Genomic DNA, 17,932 nt, shown 5'->3' on the forward strand with positions numbered 1-17,932 from the left:
ACGGGTCGAGCGTTACCCTGGTCCCATGAAGGACGATCCGTCGGCGTTCCGGCTCGACTGCGGTGCGACCTGGCTGAACCTGCTCGCCACGCGCGGCCGCGCCTTCGGCGCGCGGTCGGTCGAGCGCCTTCCCGATCCCGGCCGGTTCGCCGAGTGGCTGGACCTCTGCGAGCTCGCTCCCGTCCGGCCGCCCGACCGGCACGATCTGGACAGGGCCCTCCTCCTGCGCGAACTGCTCCGTCCCATCGCCCTCGCGACCGTGGACGGGCGTCCGCCGGACGGGGACGACGTGCGGAGCCTCGCCGGGTACCTCGCCGAGGAGGACCCGGTCGACCTCGCGGTCGGCGGACGGATCACGAGGTCCGCGCCCCCGACCGCCGGGGCGGCGCTGGGACGCATCGCGCGGCAGGCCGTCGACCATCTGACCGGCCCTGGACGGAGCGACCTCAAGGTCTGCCCCGAGGACGACTGCCGCGGCGTCTTCGTCGACACGGCCGGCCGTCGCCGCTGGTGCCCGTCCCCTGCCTGCGCCAGCCGCGGCCGGGTACGCGCCCTGCGCGCGCGCCGCGCGGCCGAGGCGAAGAACCCGAACGCCTAGCTCCAGGACGGCGAGCGCGTTCTTCGGTGCAACCGGTGGGGGCGGGATGGGGTTCAGAGGGCGAGGCGCGTCCGGGGTGGGCGCGCCCGCCTTATGAGAGGGAAACCCATGGACCTGAGGCTTGCCGGGCGCGTCGCGATCGTCACCGGGGCGTCGAAGGGGATCGGGGCGGCCGTCACGCGGACGCTGCTGGACGAGGGCGCCCGCGTGGTGGCCGTGTCCCGCAAGCCCGGCGGGGAACTGGACGCGCTCGCCGGTCCGAACCTGCTGCACGTGCCCGCCGACCTGATGGACGCCGACGCCCCGGCGCAGGTCGTGGCGCGGGCCGTCGAGGAGTTCGGCCGGCTCGACGTCCTGGTCAACAACGCGGGCGGGCCGCCGCCCGGCGCGACGCTCCCCCGGTTCGGATTCCTGACCCCGTCCGATGACGACTGGCGCGAGATGTTCGAGTTCAACCTGTTCGCGGTGGTCCGCTCGGTGCGGGCCGCGATGCCGCACCTGCTGGAGAGCGACGGGGCGTCGATCGTGAACGTCTCGTCGGGGAACGGGCGGCGCCCCGGGCCGATGAACTACGACTACAACGCGGCGAAGGCGGCGCTGAACAACCTGACGAAGGGGCTGTCGGAGGAGTTCGCGCCGCAGGGCGTCCGGGTCAACTCGGTGTCGCCCGGTCCGGTCCGGACGCCGTGGTGGACGGACGAGGGCGGCGCCGCCGACATCATCGCCGGGGCGATGGGCTCCGACCGCGACGCGGTGCTGGACGGCGGCGCGGCCGAGATGATGAGCCTCACGACCGGTCGTCTCGCGACGCCGCAGGAGGTCGCGGACGTGATCGTGCTGCTGGCCTCGCCGAGGTCGGCGAGTACGACGGGGGCCGACTTCGCCGTCGACTCCGGCTTCCTCAAGGAGGTCTGAGCCCCGCCGGCCCCCGGCCCCGGCCGGCCGGGGGCCCGACGCGTCAGCCGGTGGGGCGGCGCGGCAGCAGCAGTGCCGGGATCAGGGCCAGGGCCAGCATCCCGGCCGCGAAGAGGTAGGTGTGCTGGAACGCCTCCGCCAGCGGCCCGGCGATCGCCCGGCGCTCGTCCGGGCCCATCCCGTGGACGGCCTGGAGCGCGCCGCCCCGCCCGTCCGGCACCAGGCCGTTCATCAGCGATGACAGCACGACCGACGCCGTCGCCAGCCCGATCGCGCCCGACATCGTGTTGACCAGGTTGACGGTCGCGCTCGCCGCCGGGGCCCGGTCGTGGGGCATGCCGCGGGTCGCCGCCGTCATCGCGGGCATCATCGTCGCTCCGCCGCCCGCGCCCATCAGCAGCATCGTCGCGCACAGCCCCCAGTAGGAGGCGTCCGCGTCGAGCTGCACGGTGAGCAGCGCGAATCCGGCGAGGGCCGTCGCGGCCGACACGGGGACGAGCCGTCCGGGCGGCACCCGGTCGGCGATCCGGCCCGCGACCTGCATCGCCGTCCCCGAGCCGAAAGCGAACGGGATTCCGAGCAGGCCCGCCATGGTCGCGCTCTCGCCCCGGACGACCTGCAGGTACAGCGGGAGCAGCAGCATCGATCCGAAGTAGCCGAAGGAGAACAGGGTCAGCGTGCCGGTCGCGGCGGCGAACGTCCGGTCCCGGAAGCCGCGCAGGTCGATCAGCGGATGCCGGGCCGTCAGCGCCCGGACGACGAACGCGGCGACCAGCACTCCGCCCGCGATCATCGGCGCCACGACGCCGGGCGAGCCGAACGCGCCGCGGTCGCCGCCCGTCGTCACGCCGTACAGCACGGCGGCGATCCCGGGCGAGAGCATCAGCAGGCCCGGGACGTCCAGCGGCTTCGACTCCGCCGGGACGTCGCGCGGGAAGACCCGCGCGGCCAGCGCCACCACGGCCGCCGCGACGGGCAGGTTCACGAAGAACATCCACCGCCACGACACCTCGTCGATCAGCCAGCCGCCGAGGACGGGCCCGGCGAGCGGCCCGACGAGGATCGCGAGCCCGAGGGTGCTCATCAGCCGGCCGAGCCGCTCGGGCCCGGCGGCGCGCAGCAGGATCGTCATGCCGACGGGCATCACCAGCCCGCCGCTGAACCCCTGCACGACCCGGAACGCGATCAGTGACTCGATGTTCCACGCCAGCCCGGCGAGCAGTGACCCGGCCCCGAACGCCGCGATCGCGCCCAGGTACAGCCGGCGGGCGCCGAACCGGCCGACCGCCCAAGCGCTGGACGGGATCACCGCGCCGAGCGCCAGCGAGTACCCGGTCGCCACCCACTGGATCGTGCCGAGCGGCGCGTGGAACTCCTGCGACAGCCGGTTGATGGCGACGTTCACGACCGTCGTGTCCAGCGTGATCATGATGGAGCCGAGGACGAGCACGAGCACGATCGCCGTCGGTCCCGGCGCCGTCCGGCCCCGCGGCGGGGCCTCGGCCGTCGCGGTCACCTCAGCCCCCGTACGGGCGGACGGCCCGGGCGTCGCGCAGCGCGTGCCCCCACCAGGCGAGCTGGTCGAGCATCCCCTTGGCCGCCGCGGAGGCCCCCTCGGGGTCGTTCGGCCGGCCGTCGTTCCCGAACCAGTTCCACGGGTGGTGGAAGCTGACGGTGTCGCGGACGGTCACGGCGTGCAGTTCGGCGAAGACGCCCCGCAGGTGCTCGACGGACCGCAGCCCGCCCCCCAGCCCGCCGTACGACACGAACGCGACGGGCTTGGCCCGCCACTCGTGGAAGTGGGTGTCGATCAGGTTCTTCAGCGTGCCGGGGAAGCTGTGGTTGTACTCGCAGGTCACCACGACGTAGGCGTCGGCCTCGTGCAGTGTCCGGGTCACGCGCTCGAACCCCTCGGACGCCTTCGATCCCAGCGCGGACGGCGGCGGCGCGTCCGCCACGTCGACCACATCGACGATCAGGTCGTCGCGTTGCCGGGCCTGCTCGGCGAACCAGGTCCCCACGGTCGGCCCGAACCGTCCTTCGCGCGTGCTCCCGATGATGATCGCGACGCGCAGCGGTTCCTTGCTCATATGGTCTCTCCTCGAAGCGCGGCATGGTGACGCGATCGAAGCTACGGAGACCACCGCGGGCGGCTCATCTGTCAGATGACTGGGCGCCCTACCTGCCCGCGTGACGGGCCGGCGGCGGGGGCGCCGGCCGCGTCGGTCTCGCCGATCTGGGTGGCGAGGGCGTCGCGCAGCACCGTCAGGCGGGCGATCTCGGCGTCGAGGACGGCGAGGCGGCGCCGGGCGACCCCGGCGCTCTGTGTGCAGCCGGGGCCGCCGTAGGGCGGGAGCGCGTCGCCGTCCAGCAGGTCGAGCCGGTCGGCGCAGCCGCGGATGTCCTCGATGGTCAGCCCCAGGGAGAGCAACCGGCGGATGGTCAGCACCCGGGCCACCTCGCGGGGCCCGTACCGGCGCTGCCCGCCGGAGGTGCGGGACGGCGGGGGCAGAAGCCCGCGCTGCTCGTAGAACCGCAGGGCCCGCGGGGTCGTTCCCGCCGCCGCCGCGGCGTCGCCGATCCGCATGGGGACTCCTCTCGGGAGGTCACAACTCGACGATGACGGCTCCCAGGTGCCGTCCGCTGATCAGTTCGTGCAACGCCCGCGGGGCGTTCTCGATGCCCGCGACGCGCGCGTGCGGGAAGGTGATGTCCCCGGAGCGGAGCCAGGCGCCGACGCGCTCGGCCCACTCGGGACGCGGCCCGGTGCCGTCCAGCCCGCCGAAACCGCGCATCTCGATGCGCTTGGCGATCAGCTGGAACGTGTCGACCTCGACCGGCGCCGTGGTGCCGGCGCGGTTCGGTGCGAGCTGCCCGGCCAGCGTCCCGACGAGGACGAACCGCGCACCGGGCGTGGCGGCGGCGATCGCGGCCTGGAGCTGCTCGCCGCCGACGTTGTCCACGAAGACGTCGATGCCGTCGGGTGCGGCCTCCGCCAGCTGCTCGGCGACGGGCCGCCCGCCCCGGATCACGGCCGCGTCGTACCCCAGTTCGGACACCAGGCGGGCGGCCTTGCCGGGCGAGCCCGTGCTGCCGATCACGCGTCCCGCGCCGAGCAGGCGGGCGACCTGGCCGGCCAGCGAGCCGACCCCGCCCGCGCCCCCGGAGACGAACACGGTGTCGCCGGGACGGACGCGCGCGTCCCGGGTCAGCGCCGTGTACGCGACGCCCGCCTGGCTGAGATGCGCGACCGGATCGGGCAGCGCGCCGTCCAGCGGCGTGCACTGGTCGGCGGGCATGACCGCGTGCTCGCGCCAGCCCAGCCAGTGGCGGACCAGGTCCCCGGGACGCAGCCCGGCGTCCCGGGGCGCCGAGACGACCTCGCCGATGGCCGCCCCGAACAGGGTGTCGCCCGGACGCAGCGGCGGGAAGGGCGTGCCCTTCACACCGCCGCCGATCAGGGTCCGCAGTGACGGGAAGACCTGGAAGTAGCGGTTGCGGACCAGCGCCTCCCCGTCCCCCGGAACCGGCATGGGAACCTCGACGACGCCGAAATGCTCCGGCCCCGGAAGCCCGTCGGGAAGGTCGGCGAGCTGGACCACGCGCGAGGTACGGGGCAAGGACGGCATCGGACGCTCCTCAAAAGGGACTGGAGTCCGGGGACGGGCCCCGGACGCGGGCCACGAAGCTAACCGTTGACCCGCGCGTCAGGGTCAAGCGTCCGCCGGGCCGGGCCCGGTCAGGCGGCGCGGACGGGGCGGGGTCAGGACGGCGGCGGTGAGCGTCGCGACGGCGGCGGTGACGGCGGCGAGAACGAAGCCGTGCGTGAAGCCGTCGAGGGTGTCGCCGGTGAGGCTGGCGGCCGCGACGCTGGAGATGACGGCGGCCCCGATCGAGGCCCCGAACTCGTGGAACGTGCTGACGATGCCGGACGCGATGCCGGATTCGTGCGGCGCCACCTGGCCGAGGGCCGTGGCGGAGGCGACGACGAACATCGCGCCGGTCCCGGCGCCCGCGACCGCCGTGCCGATCACGACGGTCACGGGGTGGAGGGAGACGGCGGGCAGGGCCATGCCCGCGGCGGTGGTGACGAGCCCGGCCACGGCGAGCCGGCGCGGTCCCGCCGCGGCGATCGTCCGGCCGGTGAGGTTGGCGCCGGCCATCGTCGCGACCGCGATGGGGAGGAACAGCAGGCCGGTGCGCAGCGCGCCGTAGCCCCGGGCGTGCTGGAAGTAGAACGTGCCGAGGAAGAACATCGCGATCATCAGGGCCGTGGCCGTCACGATCAGGAACGTGCCGGTGGCGACCGGGCGGCGGACCAGCAGCGAGACGTCCATCATGGGCGAGCGGGCGGTCTTCTGCCTGGCGGCGAACGCCAGGTAGCCGAGCACGGCGAGCAGCACCGGCAGGCCGGTGCCGAGGCCGAGCCAGCCGTCGTCCCCGGCGCGGATGAACGCGTAGATCAGCGCGCCGGACGAGGCGGTGACCAGCAGCGCGCCGAGGACGTCGAGCCGGGGGCGGGCCGCGGCCGCCCGGTGGCGCGGCAGCATCCGGACGAGCGCGGCGAAGATCACCAGCCCGATGGGGACGTTGACGAAGAACACCCAGGGCCAGCCGGGACCGGCGGTCAGCGCCCCTCCGAGCAGCACGCCGAGGGCGGCGCCGCCGCCGCCCAGCGCGGACCAGACGCCGAGCGCCTTGTTCCGCTCGTCGTCCTGGAACAGGGTGACCACGAGGGACAGGGCCGCCGGGGACAGCATCGCCGCCCCCACTCCCTGGGCGACGCGCCCGCCCAGCAGCATGGCGGCCGATCCGGCCAGGCCGGTGACCAGGGACGCCACCGTGAAGACCAGCAGGCCGGCCAGGACGACGCGCCTGGCCCCGATCAGGTCGGCGGTCCGCCCGCCGAGCAGCATGAGCCCGCCGAACGTCAGGGTGTAGGCGCTGACCGTCCAGGTCACGGCCTGGCGGCTCAGCTCCAGGTCGGCCTCCATGTGCGGCAGCGCGATCGCGACGACCGTGACGTCGAGGATCAGCATGAGCTGGGCCACGCCGAGGAATCCCAGGATGCGCCAGCGCAGCGGATGGGCCCGCGCCGCCGGGGCGTGAGTGTCTTCTGCCATCGTGTCTCCTTAACTCGTACAGTGCCATACGAGATATAGCAGATTAACCCGTACTGCGTCATACGAGTTAAGATGCGGCATGCCCTCCGCCACCACCGGCCGGCGCCGGCGCGCCGACGCCGAGCGCAACATCGCCCGCATCGTGTCCGCGGCACGCGAGTGCCTGAGCAGGGATCCGAGCGCGAGCATCGACGACATCGCCAAGGCGGCCGGTGTCGGCCGGATGACGCTCTACGGCCACTTCCGCAACCGGGCCGAACTGGTCGAGGCCGCCCTGGTCGACGCCCTGCGCGCTGGGGATGTGGTGCTGTCGGGCCTCGACCTGTCCGGCAGCCCGGCAGAGGCGCTCGCGCGGCTGGTGGAGTCCAGCTGGTCCCTCGTGGCCGAATCGAGGGCGCTGCTGGCGGCGGCCCAGGAGGCCCTTCCGGCCGGACGCGTCCGCGAACTGCACGCCGACCCGGCGGAGCGCGTCGAAGCGATCATCCGCAGGGGCCAGGAGGAAGGGGTGTTCCGTACCGACCTGCCGATCACCTGGCTGGTCAACGTCGTGCAGTACGTCCTGCACGGCGCCGCCGAGGAGACCCGCGCCGAGCGCCTGGACGCGGAGGAGACCGGCCGGGTCGTGACCGCGACGGTGCGGTCGATCCTGGCCGGGTAGCCGATCGCGGCTTTACCTCCGGGGTAATCGGTCCGTGGCGGGGTGTGATGGGAGGGTCGCGGCATGGAACGAGCACTGGAGATGGCGGCGGGCGGCCGGGTGGCGTGGGGCGTGCTGGCGCTGGCCGCGCCCGGCCTCAACGTGAGGCTGGCGGGCATCGGCGACCGCGACGGCCCCGAGCTCAGGTACATGATCCGGATCTTCGGCAGCAGGGCGGCCGCCCTCGGCCTCGGCTACCTGCTGGGCGATCCGGGGGCGCGGCGGCGCTGGCGGAGGCTGTGCCTGATGGTGGACGCCTGCGACACCGCGGCCGGGGTCGTGCATGTGATCCGCGGCGACGTTCCGCGCCGGTCGGCGGCCGGCCTGGCGGCGATCACCGGCGGCTACGCAGCCCTCGGCGTCCTCGCCCTGCGCGCGGAAGGGCGACCGTCCTGACGGCCGCCCTTCCCCGTGCGGCGCGTCACCGCGTCCCGACGAACTGGTGGTCGGTGCGGACGCGGCCGTCGCCGTCCAGGTAGAGGACGTCCAGCCCGCCGCCGACAGCCTCGCCGCCGTCCGCCGTGACCATCGACCAGCGGACCCCGATCACGTGCGGCAGCAGGACGACGGGCTCCTCGGCGACCTCGAAGACGTGCTCGCCCGGCGCGACGAACATCTCGTAGGCCCTGGTCACCCGGGCGTCCAGCGCGCGGTGGCCGTGGACCTCCAGAGGGGGCGCGGGGACGGCGAGCGCCGCGGCGGCGTCCCGGACCGCCTCCGGCGGGTTGACCAGGACGTGGGTCGCGTCGGGCGCCCACACCTCGCGGATCAGCGCGCTCCGCGCCGCGGGGTCGGGCTCGTTCCACTGGGCGAGGTAGCGGTCGGCCACTCGCTTCACATCGATGTGCATGTCCGGCAGTCTGCGAGTCGCGGGGCGCGTCCGCGATTCCCTCCAGGGAATGGAGCCGGCGCGGCGATCGGTGTGGGATGGGGGCATGACAGTGGTGGCGGAGCCCGGGCAGTTCGCCCGCGACCTGCGACGCTGGCGGACGCGTCGCCGCTTCAGCCAGCTCGACCTGGCCATCAGGGCCGACACGACCCAGCGCCATCTGAGCTTTCTCGAACAGGGACGCTCACGGCCGGGCCGCACCATGGTGGTGCGGCTCGCCGAGTCGCTGGAGCTGCCGCTGCGGGAGCGCAACGGGCTTCTGCTCGCCGCCGGATACGCGCCGGTCTACACCGAGTCGGGGCTGGACGCCCCCGAACTCGGCCCGGTGCGCGAGGCCCTCGACCGCATTCTCGCGGGGCACATGCCGTACCCGGCGGTCGTCGTCCGCCCGTACGGGGAACTCGTCGCCGCCAACCCGGCGCTCGGCGTCCTCACCGAGGGCGCCGCGCCCGCCCTGCTGGAACCGCCGGTCAACGTGCTCCGCCTCGCCCTGCACCCGGACGGGATGGCCCGCCGCGTCGAGAACCTCGCCGAATGGGGCCGGCACATCACCGGCAGCCTCCGCGACACGGCCCGGCAGGTTCCGGACCCGGGTCTGACGGAGTTCATCGACGAGCTGGACGGCTACCTGCCCCCGGTGGAGTCGCCGGGCGGGCACCTCGGGTTCGCCGTCCCGCTCCGGCTGCGGGTCCCGGACGGCGAGCTGCGCCTGATCACCACGCTGACCTCGTTCGCGACCGCCGTGGACGTCACGCTGTCCGAGCTGCGTCTCGAAGCGTTCCTGCCCGCCGACGAGGCCACGGCGGCCCTCCTGCGGCGGCGGGGGTGACGTGTCAGTGGGGACGGCCGGTGCCGCGGGTTGGCAGGATGGCGGGGTGAACGAACTCGAAGAAGGCACCCGGCTCACCCTGGACTTCGACAAGCTGGCGGGCGTCGCGGCGACCGGGGCGCGGGTCGTCCCGGTGGTCCTGCAGGACGCGGGCAGCGGGGACGTCCTGTTCATCGGATACGCGAACGACCAGGCCCTCAAGGCCACGCTGGAGGAGCGGATCGCCGTCCTGTGGTCGACGTCCCGCAACGAGCTGTGGCGCAAGGGCGCGACCTCGGGGGACGTCCTCGAACTGGTCGACGTCCGCGTCAACTGCGAGCAGAACTCCCTGCTCTACCTCGTCAACCGCACCACCGGCGGCGCCTGCCACACGAACCTCCCGTCCGGGGAGCCCCGCCCCACCTGCTACTACCGCTCCGTCGCCGACGGAGAGGCGCTGCGCCACCTCCTGCAGTGACCGGCCGGGCGGGCGACCGGCCCCGGGCGGTGGACGCCGGGGCCGGACGGCCCGCGCCGCCGGTCAGGCGCTCTTCGGCGTGTAGTGCATGGCGGCGATGCCGCAGTCGAACAGGCGCGACTCCACGAGGTCGAGCCGCTGGTGGTCGCCCTCCGGGAACACCGGCATGCCCGAGCCGATCGCGGTCGGGTTGACGAACAGGTAGAGGTCGTCGAGCAGGCCCCGGGCGATCAGGTCACGGACGAGCGTGCCGCCCCCGTAGGCGATCAGGTCGCCGCCGGGGCGGGCCTTGAGCCCGTTCACGATCTCGGTGAGGTCGCCCCCCGCGACCTCGGCGTTCTTCCAGGGCGACTCGGTGAGGCCGTTCGAGATGACGACCTTGGGCGTGTTGTTCATCTGGTCGATGGCCTCCTGGGTCTCACCCTCGGGCCCCGACTCCCAGGCCGGGATGAACCCCTCGGCGAGCCTGCGGCCCAGCACGATGCAGTCCACCGGCCGCATCAGCGCGTCGATGTACCGGCCGATGTCGTCGGTCCACGGGAACGTCATCCAGTCCATCTCGCCGTTCGGACCGGCCATGTAGCCGTCCGCGCTGACCTGCACCTGAAGCTTGAACTTCCGCATGATCTCCCCCTCGGGCCCGCGATCCATAGGTTGTTTCCTCTGCTCAGAGCTTCGCGGACACCGTTTACGGAATGTTTACGGCGGTCCGGCGGGCCGGCGGACCCGTGGCCGCGGGCGGCGGAGGGAGGGCCGGATGCGGTCACCGTGTGGAGGGACGTCCGGCCGCCTGCCACCTTGATGACGGGCGCGCCCTGCTCGACGGGCCGGGACCGTGGGCAGGAGGCGAAAGATGCGGCGACCGATCGCGGCGGCACTGGCGGGCTCCCTCCTGCTCGGCGGCTGCGCGGGCCGCGACGCGGCGTCCATCCTCGGCGAGGAGACGCTGACCGCGGGCGTGCGGCCGGACCTGCCGGGCATCGGGTTCCGGCGCCCGGACGGCACGTTCGAGGGCCTCGACGTGGACGTGTCCCGCTACCTCGCCGCGCGGCTGGGGAAGAAGGTCCGCTTCGTCCCGGCGCTGGCGCGGGACCGGGAACGGCTGCTCCGCGACGGGGACGTCGACATGGTCCTGACGTTCTGGCTGGAGCCCGAATGGAAGCAGCGGCTCGCGTTCGCGGGCCCCTACCTCCTGTCGTACCAGGACATCCTCGTCCGGGACCGCGAGCGCGGCGTGCGCGGCGTCCGCGACCTGAAGGGGCGCAGGATCTGCGCCGTCACCGGATCGGGCGCCGCCGAGGCGGTGACGGTCGAGCGGCAGGTGCCCGCCGTGCCCGTGGCGGCGCGGTCCTACGACGAGTGCATGGGCATGCTGGCGGACGGCCGCATCGACGCCATCACCACGAACGACACCATCCTGGCCGGGCTGAAGACGCGGAAGGGCGCCGGCTTCCGGCTGCTGAACGCCCGGTTCGGCGAGCGGCGGACGGGCATCGCGATCCGGCGGGGCGACCCCGACGGCTGCGAGGCGCTCAACACGGCCATCACCCGGATGTACCAGGACGGGACGATGGCGGCGTTCATGAGCAAGTGGTTCGGCTCGTCCGGTCTTGACCTGTCGGACGTGCAGGTGCCGCAGTTCGAGGGCTGCCTGTGACCGCCGGTCACCGCCCGCCGTCGCCACCGCCCAGGAGCGGGACGTTGGTCCGGGGGTCACCGCTCTGGGGACCGCTCTGCGGGGCGCCCTTGGCGGCCCCGTTCCCCTGGGAGCCGTTCTTCTTGCTCGGCTTGCTCTGGGTGGTCGGCCGGATCGTGCCGTTGTTGTTCCCCGGGCCGCGCGGAGGTGCCGGCTTCACCTTCGGACTCTTGGTCTTCATTTTCTGACCGGGCGCGGACGTCTTGCCGTGCTCGCCGGCGGCCTTGCCCCGCCCCTCGGACGGCTCGGGCGAGGGCCCCGTCCCGGGTCGGCGCGGGGGGTGGGACCCGGAGCCGCCGCCCTGCTCGCGGGTCTTGCGCTCGTGGGGCGCCGGCGAGGGCGCGGGCGCCGCGTCCTGGCCGGGGAAGTTCCCGGTCGCGAAGGCCGCGCCGCCGGACAGCAGGATCGAGCCGCCCACCACCGCGATGACCTTGGCGGTCAGGAACCGGCGCAGGGCCGCGGCCCGGGAGCGGCGGGCCGGCCGGGGCGCGGCGAGGAAGGCGGCGACGGCGGCGTCCTCTCCCGCGAGCTCGCGGGGCCGGCCGGGCGCGGAGGCGGCCGCGAGCAGCTCGCCCAGCTCGGCGTGGCCGCCGGCGCCGTCGAGCAGCCGCTCGGCGGCGCGCGGGTCCAGCCGTCCGGGCTCGGTGTCGTCGCTCATATCACCCCTTCAGCGCCGCTGCCGCCGCTTGTGTCACCGCGCACGAGGGGGCGGGTGTCCGCCGCGCCGTCGGCGGCGTCCGCGCGAGCCGCCGCCAGCCGCTCGGCGAGGCGCCGCAGCCCTCGGTAGGCGGCGGTCCGCACGGCGCCCGCGCGCTTGCCGAGCACCGTGCCCGCCGACTTGGCGTCCAGGCCCACGACGACGCGCAGCAGCACCGCCTCGGCCTGGTCCCGGGGCAGGTCGGCGATCAGCCGGAGCGCCCGCTCGGTGGCGATGCCGTCGATCGCGTCCAGCTCGGTGTCGGCATCGGCGGCCATCGCGACCAGCTCCTCGACCGGCAGGTCGGAGCCGGGGCGGCGGGACTTGCGGCGCAGGTGGTCCAGCGCCCGGTGCCGGGTGATCGTCGCGGTCCAGCCGCGGAAGCCGTCGAGGTCGCCGCGGAACGTCGGAAGGTCCCGGGCGATCTGCAGCCACGCCTCCGACGTCACGTCTTCCGCGTCCGCGCCGACGATGGCCCCGGCGAAACGGATCAGGCGGGGCTGGACATCGCGGTAGAGCATGCGGAAGGACTCCTCGTCGCCGTCCTGCGCCGCCCGCAGCGCCCGGCCGAGCTCGTCCTCGTCCACCGCGCCATTGTGCAGGCAATCCCGTTGTGGTGTGACACGTAAGCGCGGGTTCGCGCTGACGGAGTGAACCCCCCGACCGGCCGCCCGGCCGCCCCCCGCACGAGATGACGGACGAAGATGATCGGCAACGCCTCGCACGACCGGGACGAGCTCCTTGTCACCGGCCTGGCGCCGGTCGCCCCTCCCCCGACCCGGCCTCTCACGGAACCCTTCCCGCGGGAGGAGGCGGAGACGGCGCCCGTCTTCGTCGACGCGACCGGGTGGCGCGCCCGGATCGGACGCCGGCTGGGCCTGTTCGTCGGCGCGGTGCTCCTGGTGTTCCTGGGCGCGCTCGGCCTCGGCATGACCACGGGCGCCGACGTCCCGCTGACGCCGTGGAGCGAGCCGTCCGCCCAGCCGCGGGCGAAGGTGGGCCGTCCGAGCGTCCCGGTGGGGGAGGCGGGTGAGCGGGCCCCGTCCGGGCGTCCCCGGCCCACCGGGCCGGCCGCCCGGTCACCGCGCGCGTCCGCCGGACCCGCGGAGCCTGGGGTCCCGGCGGCGCCGACGGCGCCCAGGGTGTCATCCCCGCCGGCGGCGACGGCGACGGGCACCGCCACGAGCGCCCCGGGCAACTCGCAGGCGACACCTCCCGCGTGGGGCCGCAAGAAGAAGAGCCGCTGAGCATGCGGCGCGGTGAACCGCGGGGCCATTGGATCCTGCTGTCGCTCGGCGGCCTGGTGCTGGCCGTGCTCCTGCTGATGGACGGCTTCGCGGGCGGGACCGTCGGCGAGGCCCCGCGGGCCGATCCGGGGCATTCCGGACCGGCGCCGTCCCGGGTGACCGCGGGCGGTCCCGTCGTCAACCTCTCGGGCGGCGTCCCGAAGAGCCTCCGCATGCCCGCGAAGACGATCGCGCTGACGTTCGACGACGGCCCCGACCCCGAGTGGACGCCCCGGATCCTGGACGTCCTGCGCCGCCACGACGCGCGCGCCACGTTCTTCACCGTCGGCTCGCACGTGGCCCGCGAGCCGGCGCTGACCCGCCGCATCCTCCGCGAGGGCCACGAGATCGGCTCGCACACCTACACGCACGCCGACCTCGCCGCCGCGCCGCGCTGGCGGGCGCGACTGGAGATGGACCTCACCCAACGCGCGCTGGCGGGCGCGGCGGGCGTCCACACCAGGCTGATGCGGATGCCGTACTCCTCCCGCCCGGACGGCCTGACCGCGCCGGAGTGGCGCGCGGCCGAACGGGCGGGAGAGGACGGTTACGTCGTCGTCCTCACCGACCGCGACACCGAGGACTGGGCGCGTCCCGGCACGGAGACGATCGTCCGGCGGGCGCTGGCGGCGGGCGCGCGCGGCGAGGGCGCCGTCGTGATGCTGCACGACTCGGGCGGCGACCGGTCCGAGACGGTCGCGGCGGTCGGGCGGATCCTCGACCGGCTCCAGCCGCAGGGCTACCGCTTCACCACGCTCGCGCAGGCGCTGGGCATGCCGCCCGCCGAGGTCGCGGTGCCCGCGCGCGAGCGGGCCGTCGGCTGGACGCTGGTGGCCGCCCAGCGCGCCGCGTCCGGGCTCACCGGCACCATGGGCGCGGTGTTCAGTGTCGCGGGCCTCCTGTGCGTGCTCCGCCTCGTGGCGCTGCTGGTGTTCGCGCACGTCCACATGCGCCGGGTGCGAAGGCCCGCGGGCCGCCGGCGGCGCGCGAGCGGGCCGCCGCCGCCCCCGGGCGGGCTGCCGCCGGACCCGTTCCCGCCCGTCTCCGTGGTCGTCCCGGCCTACAACGAGGAGGTCGGCATCGCGGCGACGGTCACCACGCTGCTGAACACCGACTACCCGGGCACCGTCGAGGTGATCGTGGTGGACGACGGGTCCAGCGACGGCACGGCCGCGATCGTCGAGTCCCTGGGCCTGCCCGGGCTCCATCTCCTCCGCAAGCCCAACGGCGGGAAGCCGAGCGCGCTCAACGCGGGCATGGCCGCGGCGCGGTCCGAGATCCTCGTGCTCGTGGACGGCGACACCGTCTTCCAGCGCGACACCCTCCGGCACCTGATCGCCCCCTTCGCGGACCCGGAGGTGGGCGCGGTCAGCGGCAACACCAAGGTCGCCAACCGGGGCGGCCTCCTCGGCCGCTGGCAGCACATCGAGTACGTCATCGGCTTCAACCTCGACCGGCGGATGTTCGACCTCCTGCGGTGCATGCCGACCGTGCCGGGCGCGATCGGGGCGTTCCGGCGGTCCGTCCTCGCCGAGGTGGGCGGCGTCCCGGGCGACACCCTCGCCGAGGACACCGACCTCACCATGGCGATCTGCCGCACCGGGCGGCGCGTCGTCTACGAGGAGAAGGCCCTGGCCTGGACGGAGGCGCCGTCGTCGCTGCGGCAGCTCTGGAGGCAGCGGTACCGCTGGTGCTACGGGACGATGCAGGCGATGTGGAAGCACCGCGGCTCCGTCGTCGAGCGCGGCGGGTCGGGGCGGTTCGGGCGCCGCTGCCTGCCCTACCTGACGGTGTTCCAGGTGCTGCTCCCCCTGTTCGCCCCGGCCATCGACCTGTTCGCGGTGTTCGGGCTGTTCTTCCTGGACCCGCTGGTGCCCGTCGTCTCCTGGACGCTCTTCGTCGCCGCCCAGGCCGCCGCCGGCGCCTACGCCCTGTGGCTGGACGGCGAGTCCGTCCGCCCGCTGTGGGCGCTGCCGCTCCAGCAGTTCGTCTACCGGCAGCTCATGTACCTGGTGGTCGTGCAGTCCGTGGTGACCGCGCTGCTGGGGGCCCGCCTGGGCTGGCACACCATCCGGCGGACGGGGACCTTCGCGGATTTCGGGGGCCGGGAACAATCCCCGGGGCTCATCGGTTACAGATGACAGCCGGTGTGCCTGGTGTCCCCGGGCCTCACCTATCGCCTTCACGGAATACCGTTCGGCTGGAGCCGTGTTGTGCCTTTCGCCGAGAGGCGACCCACACACCGGTGCCAGACCAAGGCCCCGCCGGGTCGCAAGACCCGGCGGGGCTTGGTCGTCTCTCACGACCCGGCGGGGCCTGGTCGTCTCTGCGGCAGACTGGCGCCATGAGTCTCGCCGCGCACCTGGAGGAACTCGGCCGCCCGCTGGTGGACGAACAGCTCCAGCACCCCACCGTCAAGGGCATCGCCCAAGGCAACCTCGACGAGGCCGTGTTCCGGTCCTGGCTGGAGCAGGACTACCTCTTCCTGCACGACTACGTGCGGGTCTTCTCCCGCCTCGCGTGGCAGGCTCCCGACGCCCACCTGGGCGACCTGGTGGACCTGGCCCACGCCACCTTCCACGACGAGCTCGACCTGCACCGCTCCCTCTCCGCGAGCTTCTCCGCCGACCTCGACGGCGCCCGGAAGGGGCCCGCGTGCGCCGCCTACACGTCCTTCCTGCTGGACAGTGCCGCCGTGTACGCCGACGGCCTCGCGGCCCTGTACCCCTGCATGTGGGGCTACTCCACGCTGGGGCGGATCCTCGCCGAGAACCCGCCGTCCGAGCCCCGCTACCGCCGCTGGGTCGACACCTACGCCGACCCCGGCTTCGCCGACCTCGCCGCCCGCATCGCCCAGATGATCGACGAGGCGGAGCCCGATCCGGCCACCGCGGAACGCCTCTTCATGGAGGGCATGCGGCACGAGGTGGCCTTCTGGTCCGTGGAGTCCTGAGCGGTCACACGCGAGCGAGCGGGGGATAGTCGACGTAGCCCTCGGCGTGGCCGCCGTAGACGAGGTCCTCCACGGGGCGGGCCAGCGGGGCCGACGCCGCGAACCGCGCGGGGAGGTCGGGGTTCGCGATGAAGAGGCGGCCGTAGGAGAAGACGTCGGCCAGGCCCGCCGCGACGACCTCCTCACCGGCGCGCTGGGACGTCGGCTCGGGGCCGTTGAAGTTCCCGATCAGTGTGCCCGACCAGCGGGGCCGCAGGTCGGCCAGCGCCCCGTACGCGCCGCGCTCGATGACGTGCAGGTAGGCCAGGCCGGACGGGTCGAGGGCGTCCACGAGGGCGCGGTAGGTGCCCCGGGGGTCCTCCTCGGCGATCTCGTTCTCCGGGTTGTCGGGGGAGATGCGCAGCCCGACGCGCTCCGGCCCGACCGCGTCCGCCACGGCCCGCACGACGTCGAGGGCGAAGCGCAGCCGGCCCTCGCGGGAGCCGCCGAACCGGTCGGTGCGGCGGTTGGTGTTCTCGGCCAGGAACTGCTGGACCAGGTAGCCGTTCGCGCCGTGCACCTCGACGCCGTCGAACCCGGCCCGGACGGCGTTGCGGGCCTCGACCGCGAACGCGGCGATCGTCTCCTCGACCTCGGCGGTCGTCATGGCGCGCGGCGTGACGTGGGGGACGTTCCCCTCGTTGGTGTGAATGCCCTCCGACCGGATGCGCACCGCCGAGGGGGCGACGGGCGTGGCGCCGCCCGCCAGGTTGAGCGGATGCGACATCCGGCCCACGTGCCAGAGCTGGGCGAAGATCGTCCCGCCCGCCTCGTGCACGGCGCCCGTCACCGCGCGCCATCCGGCGATCTGCTCCCGCGTCACCAGGCCGGGGATGCCGGGGCCGCCCTTGCCGAGCGGGTGCGGCCAGATCCCCTCGGTGACGATGAGGCCCGCCCCGGCGCGCTGCGCGTAGTACTCCCCGGTCAGCGGGTGGGGGACGCCGGTCACGTCGTCGGCCCGGCCCCGCGTCATCGGCGCCATCGCGATCCGGTTGCGCAGCCTGAGGTGCGGGCCCTCGTACGGGGCGAGCAGGGGGCTGGTCATCGTCCTCATCCCTTCGGGCGGGCGCGAGGCAACTTTTATGTACATGCATGAGTTGTATGTACATGCACATGTTGGCATTGCATGTAAACTGGCGTCAAGAGGAAGTGGGTGCGCGATGGGCGTGGACACCAAGGCCGCGGCGGACGGGGCGCTCTGGGACGGCATCGTCGTGCTGCACGGGCGGGTCGAGCACCGTCTCGCCAAGGCCCTGCAGCGCCGCCACGGGATCGGCCTGTCGGAGTACCGCGCGCTGTGCCACCTCGCCCGCGCCGAGGACGGAGAGCTGCGCATGCAGGAACTCGCCGACCTGATCGGCCTCAACCAGAGCTCGGTCAGCCGCCTGGTCGCCCGGCTGGAGTCCGCCGGCCTCACCCGCCGCGCCATGTGCCCGAAGGACCGCCGCGGCGTCTACACCGTCATCACCGACGAGGGCCGCGCCGTCCAGGACAAGGCCGCCCCCACCTACACCGAGACCCTCACCCAGGCCCTGGACGAGGCCACCACCGACCCGAACATCGCCCCCTTCCTGACCCGCCTCCGCCCCTGACCGCCCTCGGGGGTGGCGCTGCTCGCCTCCTGCACCGACATCAGCCGGTGCGATGCGGCGATCGCAAGCGGGTCGTGGGGTGCCGGTGCCCAGCTCGCTGCTGGTCGTCGTCAGGTTGATCGAGAAACCGGCCCCCTTGCCGGCCGCGGCGAGCATCTGCC

At 74.1% G+C, this 17,932-nt stretch carries 21 protein-coding genes; 11 read left to right on the plus strand and 10 right to left on the minus strand.

Translation table 11 applies throughout. The annotated features are described in order from the left end of the window. Positions 1-25 precede the first annotated feature (25 nt). Complete coding sequence (locus tag AB0H37_RS26030) at positions 26-598, plus strand: CGNR zinc finger domain-containing protein (protein ID WP_360615804.1); 573 nt, start codon at positions 26-28, stop codon at positions 596-598. Between the two features lie 108 nt (positions 599-706). Beyond that, positions 707-1,513, plus strand: a complete 807-nt coding sequence (locus AB0H37_RS26035; RefSeq protein ID WP_329097129.1) for an SDR family oxidoreductase — start codon at positions 707-709, stop codon at positions 1,511-1,513. A gap of 43 nt (positions 1,514-1,556) precedes the next feature. On the opposite strand, the gene AB0H37_RS26040 is transcribed toward AB0H37_RS26035, so the two are convergent. The 5 genes from AB0H37_RS26040 to AB0H37_RS26060 all read right to left on the minus strand — a co-directional run bounded on the left by AB0H37_RS26040 (position 1,557) and on the right by AB0H37_RS26060 (position 6,636). Further along, positions 1,557-3,029, minus strand: coding sequence for a DHA2 family efflux MFS transporter permease subunit (locus AB0H37_RS26040; protein WP_360615807.1), 1,473 nt, complete (start codon positions 3,027-3,029; stop codon positions 1,557-1,559). Between the two features lies 1 nt (position 3,030). After that, positions 3,031-3,603, minus strand: coding sequence for an NAD(P)H-dependent oxidoreductase (locus tag AB0H37_RS26045; RefSeq protein WP_360615809.1), 573 nt, complete (start codon positions 3,601-3,603; stop codon positions 3,031-3,033). Between the two features lie 71 nt (positions 3,604-3,674). Further along, entirely contained in the window at positions 3,675-4,100 is a 426-nt protein-coding gene (locus AB0H37_RS26050) for a MerR family transcriptional regulator (RefSeq protein ID WP_360615811.1), read from the minus strand. A gap of 19 nt (positions 4,101-4,119) precedes the next feature. Further along, the gene (locus AB0H37_RS26055) at positions 4,120-5,142 is read right to left on the minus strand and encodes an NADP-dependent oxidoreductase (RefSeq protein ID WP_360615813.1); all 1,023 of its coding nucleotides are present in this window, start codon (positions 5,140-5,142) and stop codon (positions 4,120-4,122) included. Positions 5,143-5,226: 84 nt separating this feature from the next. Further along, positions 5,227-6,636 carry an MFS transporter gene (locus tag AB0H37_RS26060; protein ID WP_360615815.1) on the minus strand — a complete coding sequence of 470 codons (1,410 nt, stop codon included), beginning with the start codon at positions 6,634-6,636 and terminating at the stop codon, positions 5,227-5,229. A gap of 79 nt (positions 6,637-6,715) precedes the next feature. Here AB0H37_RS26060 and AB0H37_RS26065 point away from each other — a divergent pair, with 79 nt between their 5' ends. Both AB0H37_RS26065 and AB0H37_RS26070 read left to right on the plus strand, forming a co-directional pair. Next, positions 6,716-7,294, plus strand: coding sequence for a helix-turn-helix domain-containing protein (locus AB0H37_RS26065; protein ID WP_329097119.1), 579 nt, complete (start codon positions 6,716-6,718; stop codon positions 7,292-7,294). A gap of 63 nt (positions 7,295-7,357) precedes the next feature. After that, a complete protein-coding gene (locus tag AB0H37_RS26070; RefSeq protein WP_329097117.1) occupies positions 7,358-7,729 on the plus strand; it encodes a hypothetical protein in 372 nt (123 codons plus the stop codon). Between the two features lie 25 nt (positions 7,730-7,754). Here the strand turns inward: AB0H37_RS26070 and AB0H37_RS26075 are convergent, their stop codons facing one another. Then, positions 7,755-8,183: a hypothetical protein gene (locus tag AB0H37_RS26075; RefSeq protein WP_179831544.1), complete on the minus strand. Its 429-nt coding sequence runs from the start codon at positions 8,181-8,183 to the stop codon at positions 7,755-7,757. Between the two features lie 85 nt (positions 8,184-8,268). On the opposite strand from AB0H37_RS26075, the gene AB0H37_RS26080 reads away from it, so the two are divergent. Next, positions 8,269-9,051 carry a helix-turn-helix transcriptional regulator gene (locus AB0H37_RS26080; RefSeq protein ID WP_329097114.1) on the plus strand — a complete coding sequence of 261 codons (783 nt, stop codon included), beginning with the start codon at positions 8,269-8,271 and terminating at the stop codon, positions 9,049-9,051. 46 nt (positions 9,052-9,097) lie between these two features. Further along, complete coding sequence (locus tag AB0H37_RS26085; protein ID WP_360615818.1) at positions 9,098-9,508, plus strand: phosphoribosyl-AMP cyclohydrolase; 411 nt, start codon at positions 9,098-9,100, stop codon at positions 9,506-9,508. A gap of 63 nt (positions 9,509-9,571) precedes the next feature. Here the strand turns inward: AB0H37_RS26085 and AB0H37_RS26090 are convergent, their stop codons facing one another. Next, positions 9,572-10,132, minus strand: a complete 561-nt coding sequence (locus AB0H37_RS26090; protein ID WP_360615820.1) for a dihydrofolate reductase family protein — start codon at positions 10,130-10,132, stop codon at positions 9,572-9,574. Between the two features lie 229 nt (positions 10,133-10,361). Between AB0H37_RS26090 and AB0H37_RS26095 the strand changes: the two genes are divergently transcribed. Further along, positions 10,362-11,165 carry a transporter substrate-binding domain-containing protein gene (locus AB0H37_RS26095; protein ID WP_179831548.1) on the plus strand — a complete coding sequence of 268 codons (804 nt, stop codon included), beginning with the start codon at positions 10,362-10,364 and terminating at the stop codon, positions 11,163-11,165. A gap of 7 nt (positions 11,166-11,172) precedes the next feature. Here the strand turns inward: AB0H37_RS26095 and AB0H37_RS26100 are convergent, their stop codons facing one another. Both AB0H37_RS26100 and AB0H37_RS26105 read right to left on the minus strand, forming a co-directional pair. Continuing rightward, complete coding sequence (locus AB0H37_RS26100) at positions 11,173-11,862, minus strand: hypothetical protein (RefSeq protein WP_360615822.1); 690 nt, start codon at positions 11,860-11,862, stop codon at positions 11,173-11,175. Beyond that, on the minus strand, positions 11,859-12,488 hold the full coding sequence (locus AB0H37_RS26105) for an RNA polymerase sigma factor (RefSeq protein WP_329097106.1): 630 nt from the start codon (positions 12,486-12,488) through the stop codon (positions 11,859-11,861). The genes AB0H37_RS26100 and AB0H37_RS26105 overlap by 4 nt, the downstream gene beginning before the upstream one ends. Positions 12,489-12,605: 117 nt before the next feature. Between AB0H37_RS26105 and AB0H37_RS26110 the strand changes: the two genes are divergently transcribed. The 3 genes from AB0H37_RS26110 to AB0H37_RS26120 all read left to right on the plus strand — a co-directional run bounded on the left by AB0H37_RS26110 (position 12,606) and on the right by AB0H37_RS26120 (position 16,140). Further along, positions 12,606-13,148: a hypothetical protein gene (locus tag AB0H37_RS26110; RefSeq protein ID WP_360615824.1), complete on the plus strand. Its 543-nt coding sequence runs from the start codon at positions 12,606-12,608 to the stop codon at positions 13,146-13,148. 2 nt (positions 13,149-13,150) lie between these two features. Then, positions 13,151-15,328 (plus strand): bifunctional polysaccharide deacetylase/glycosyltransferase family 2 protein, encoded by a 2,178-nt coding sequence (locus AB0H37_RS26115; protein WP_360615826.1) that lies wholly within the window; start codon positions 13,151-13,153, stop codon positions 15,326-15,328. Positions 15,329-15,531: 203 nt separating this feature from the next. Then, the gene (locus tag AB0H37_RS26120) at positions 15,532-16,140 is read left to right on the plus strand and encodes a transcriptional regulator (protein ID WP_329097099.1); all 609 of its coding nucleotides are present in this window, start codon (positions 15,532-15,534) and stop codon (positions 16,138-16,140) included. A 4-nt stretch (positions 16,141-16,144) separates the two neighbouring features. Here the strand turns inward: AB0H37_RS26120 and AB0H37_RS26125 are convergent, their stop codons facing one another. Then, on the minus strand, positions 16,145-17,224 hold the full coding sequence (locus AB0H37_RS26125) for an alkene reductase (RefSeq protein WP_360615828.1): 1,080 nt from the start codon (positions 17,222-17,224) through the stop codon (positions 16,145-16,147). Between the two features lie 115 nt (positions 17,225-17,339). Between AB0H37_RS26125 and AB0H37_RS26130 the strand changes: the two genes are divergently transcribed. Then, the gene (locus AB0H37_RS26130; RefSeq protein ID WP_360615829.1) at positions 17,340-17,771 is read left to right on the plus strand and encodes a MarR family transcriptional regulator; all 432 of its coding nucleotides are present in this window, start codon (positions 17,340-17,342) and stop codon (positions 17,769-17,771) included. Positions 17,772-17,932: the final 161 nt, after the last annotated feature.

Origin of the sequence: Actinomadura sp. NPDC023710 (genome assembly GCF_040639875.1) — a bacterium.
GTDB lineage: Bacteria > Actinomycetota > Actinomycetes > Streptosporangiales > Streptosporangiaceae > Spirillospora > Spirillospora citrea.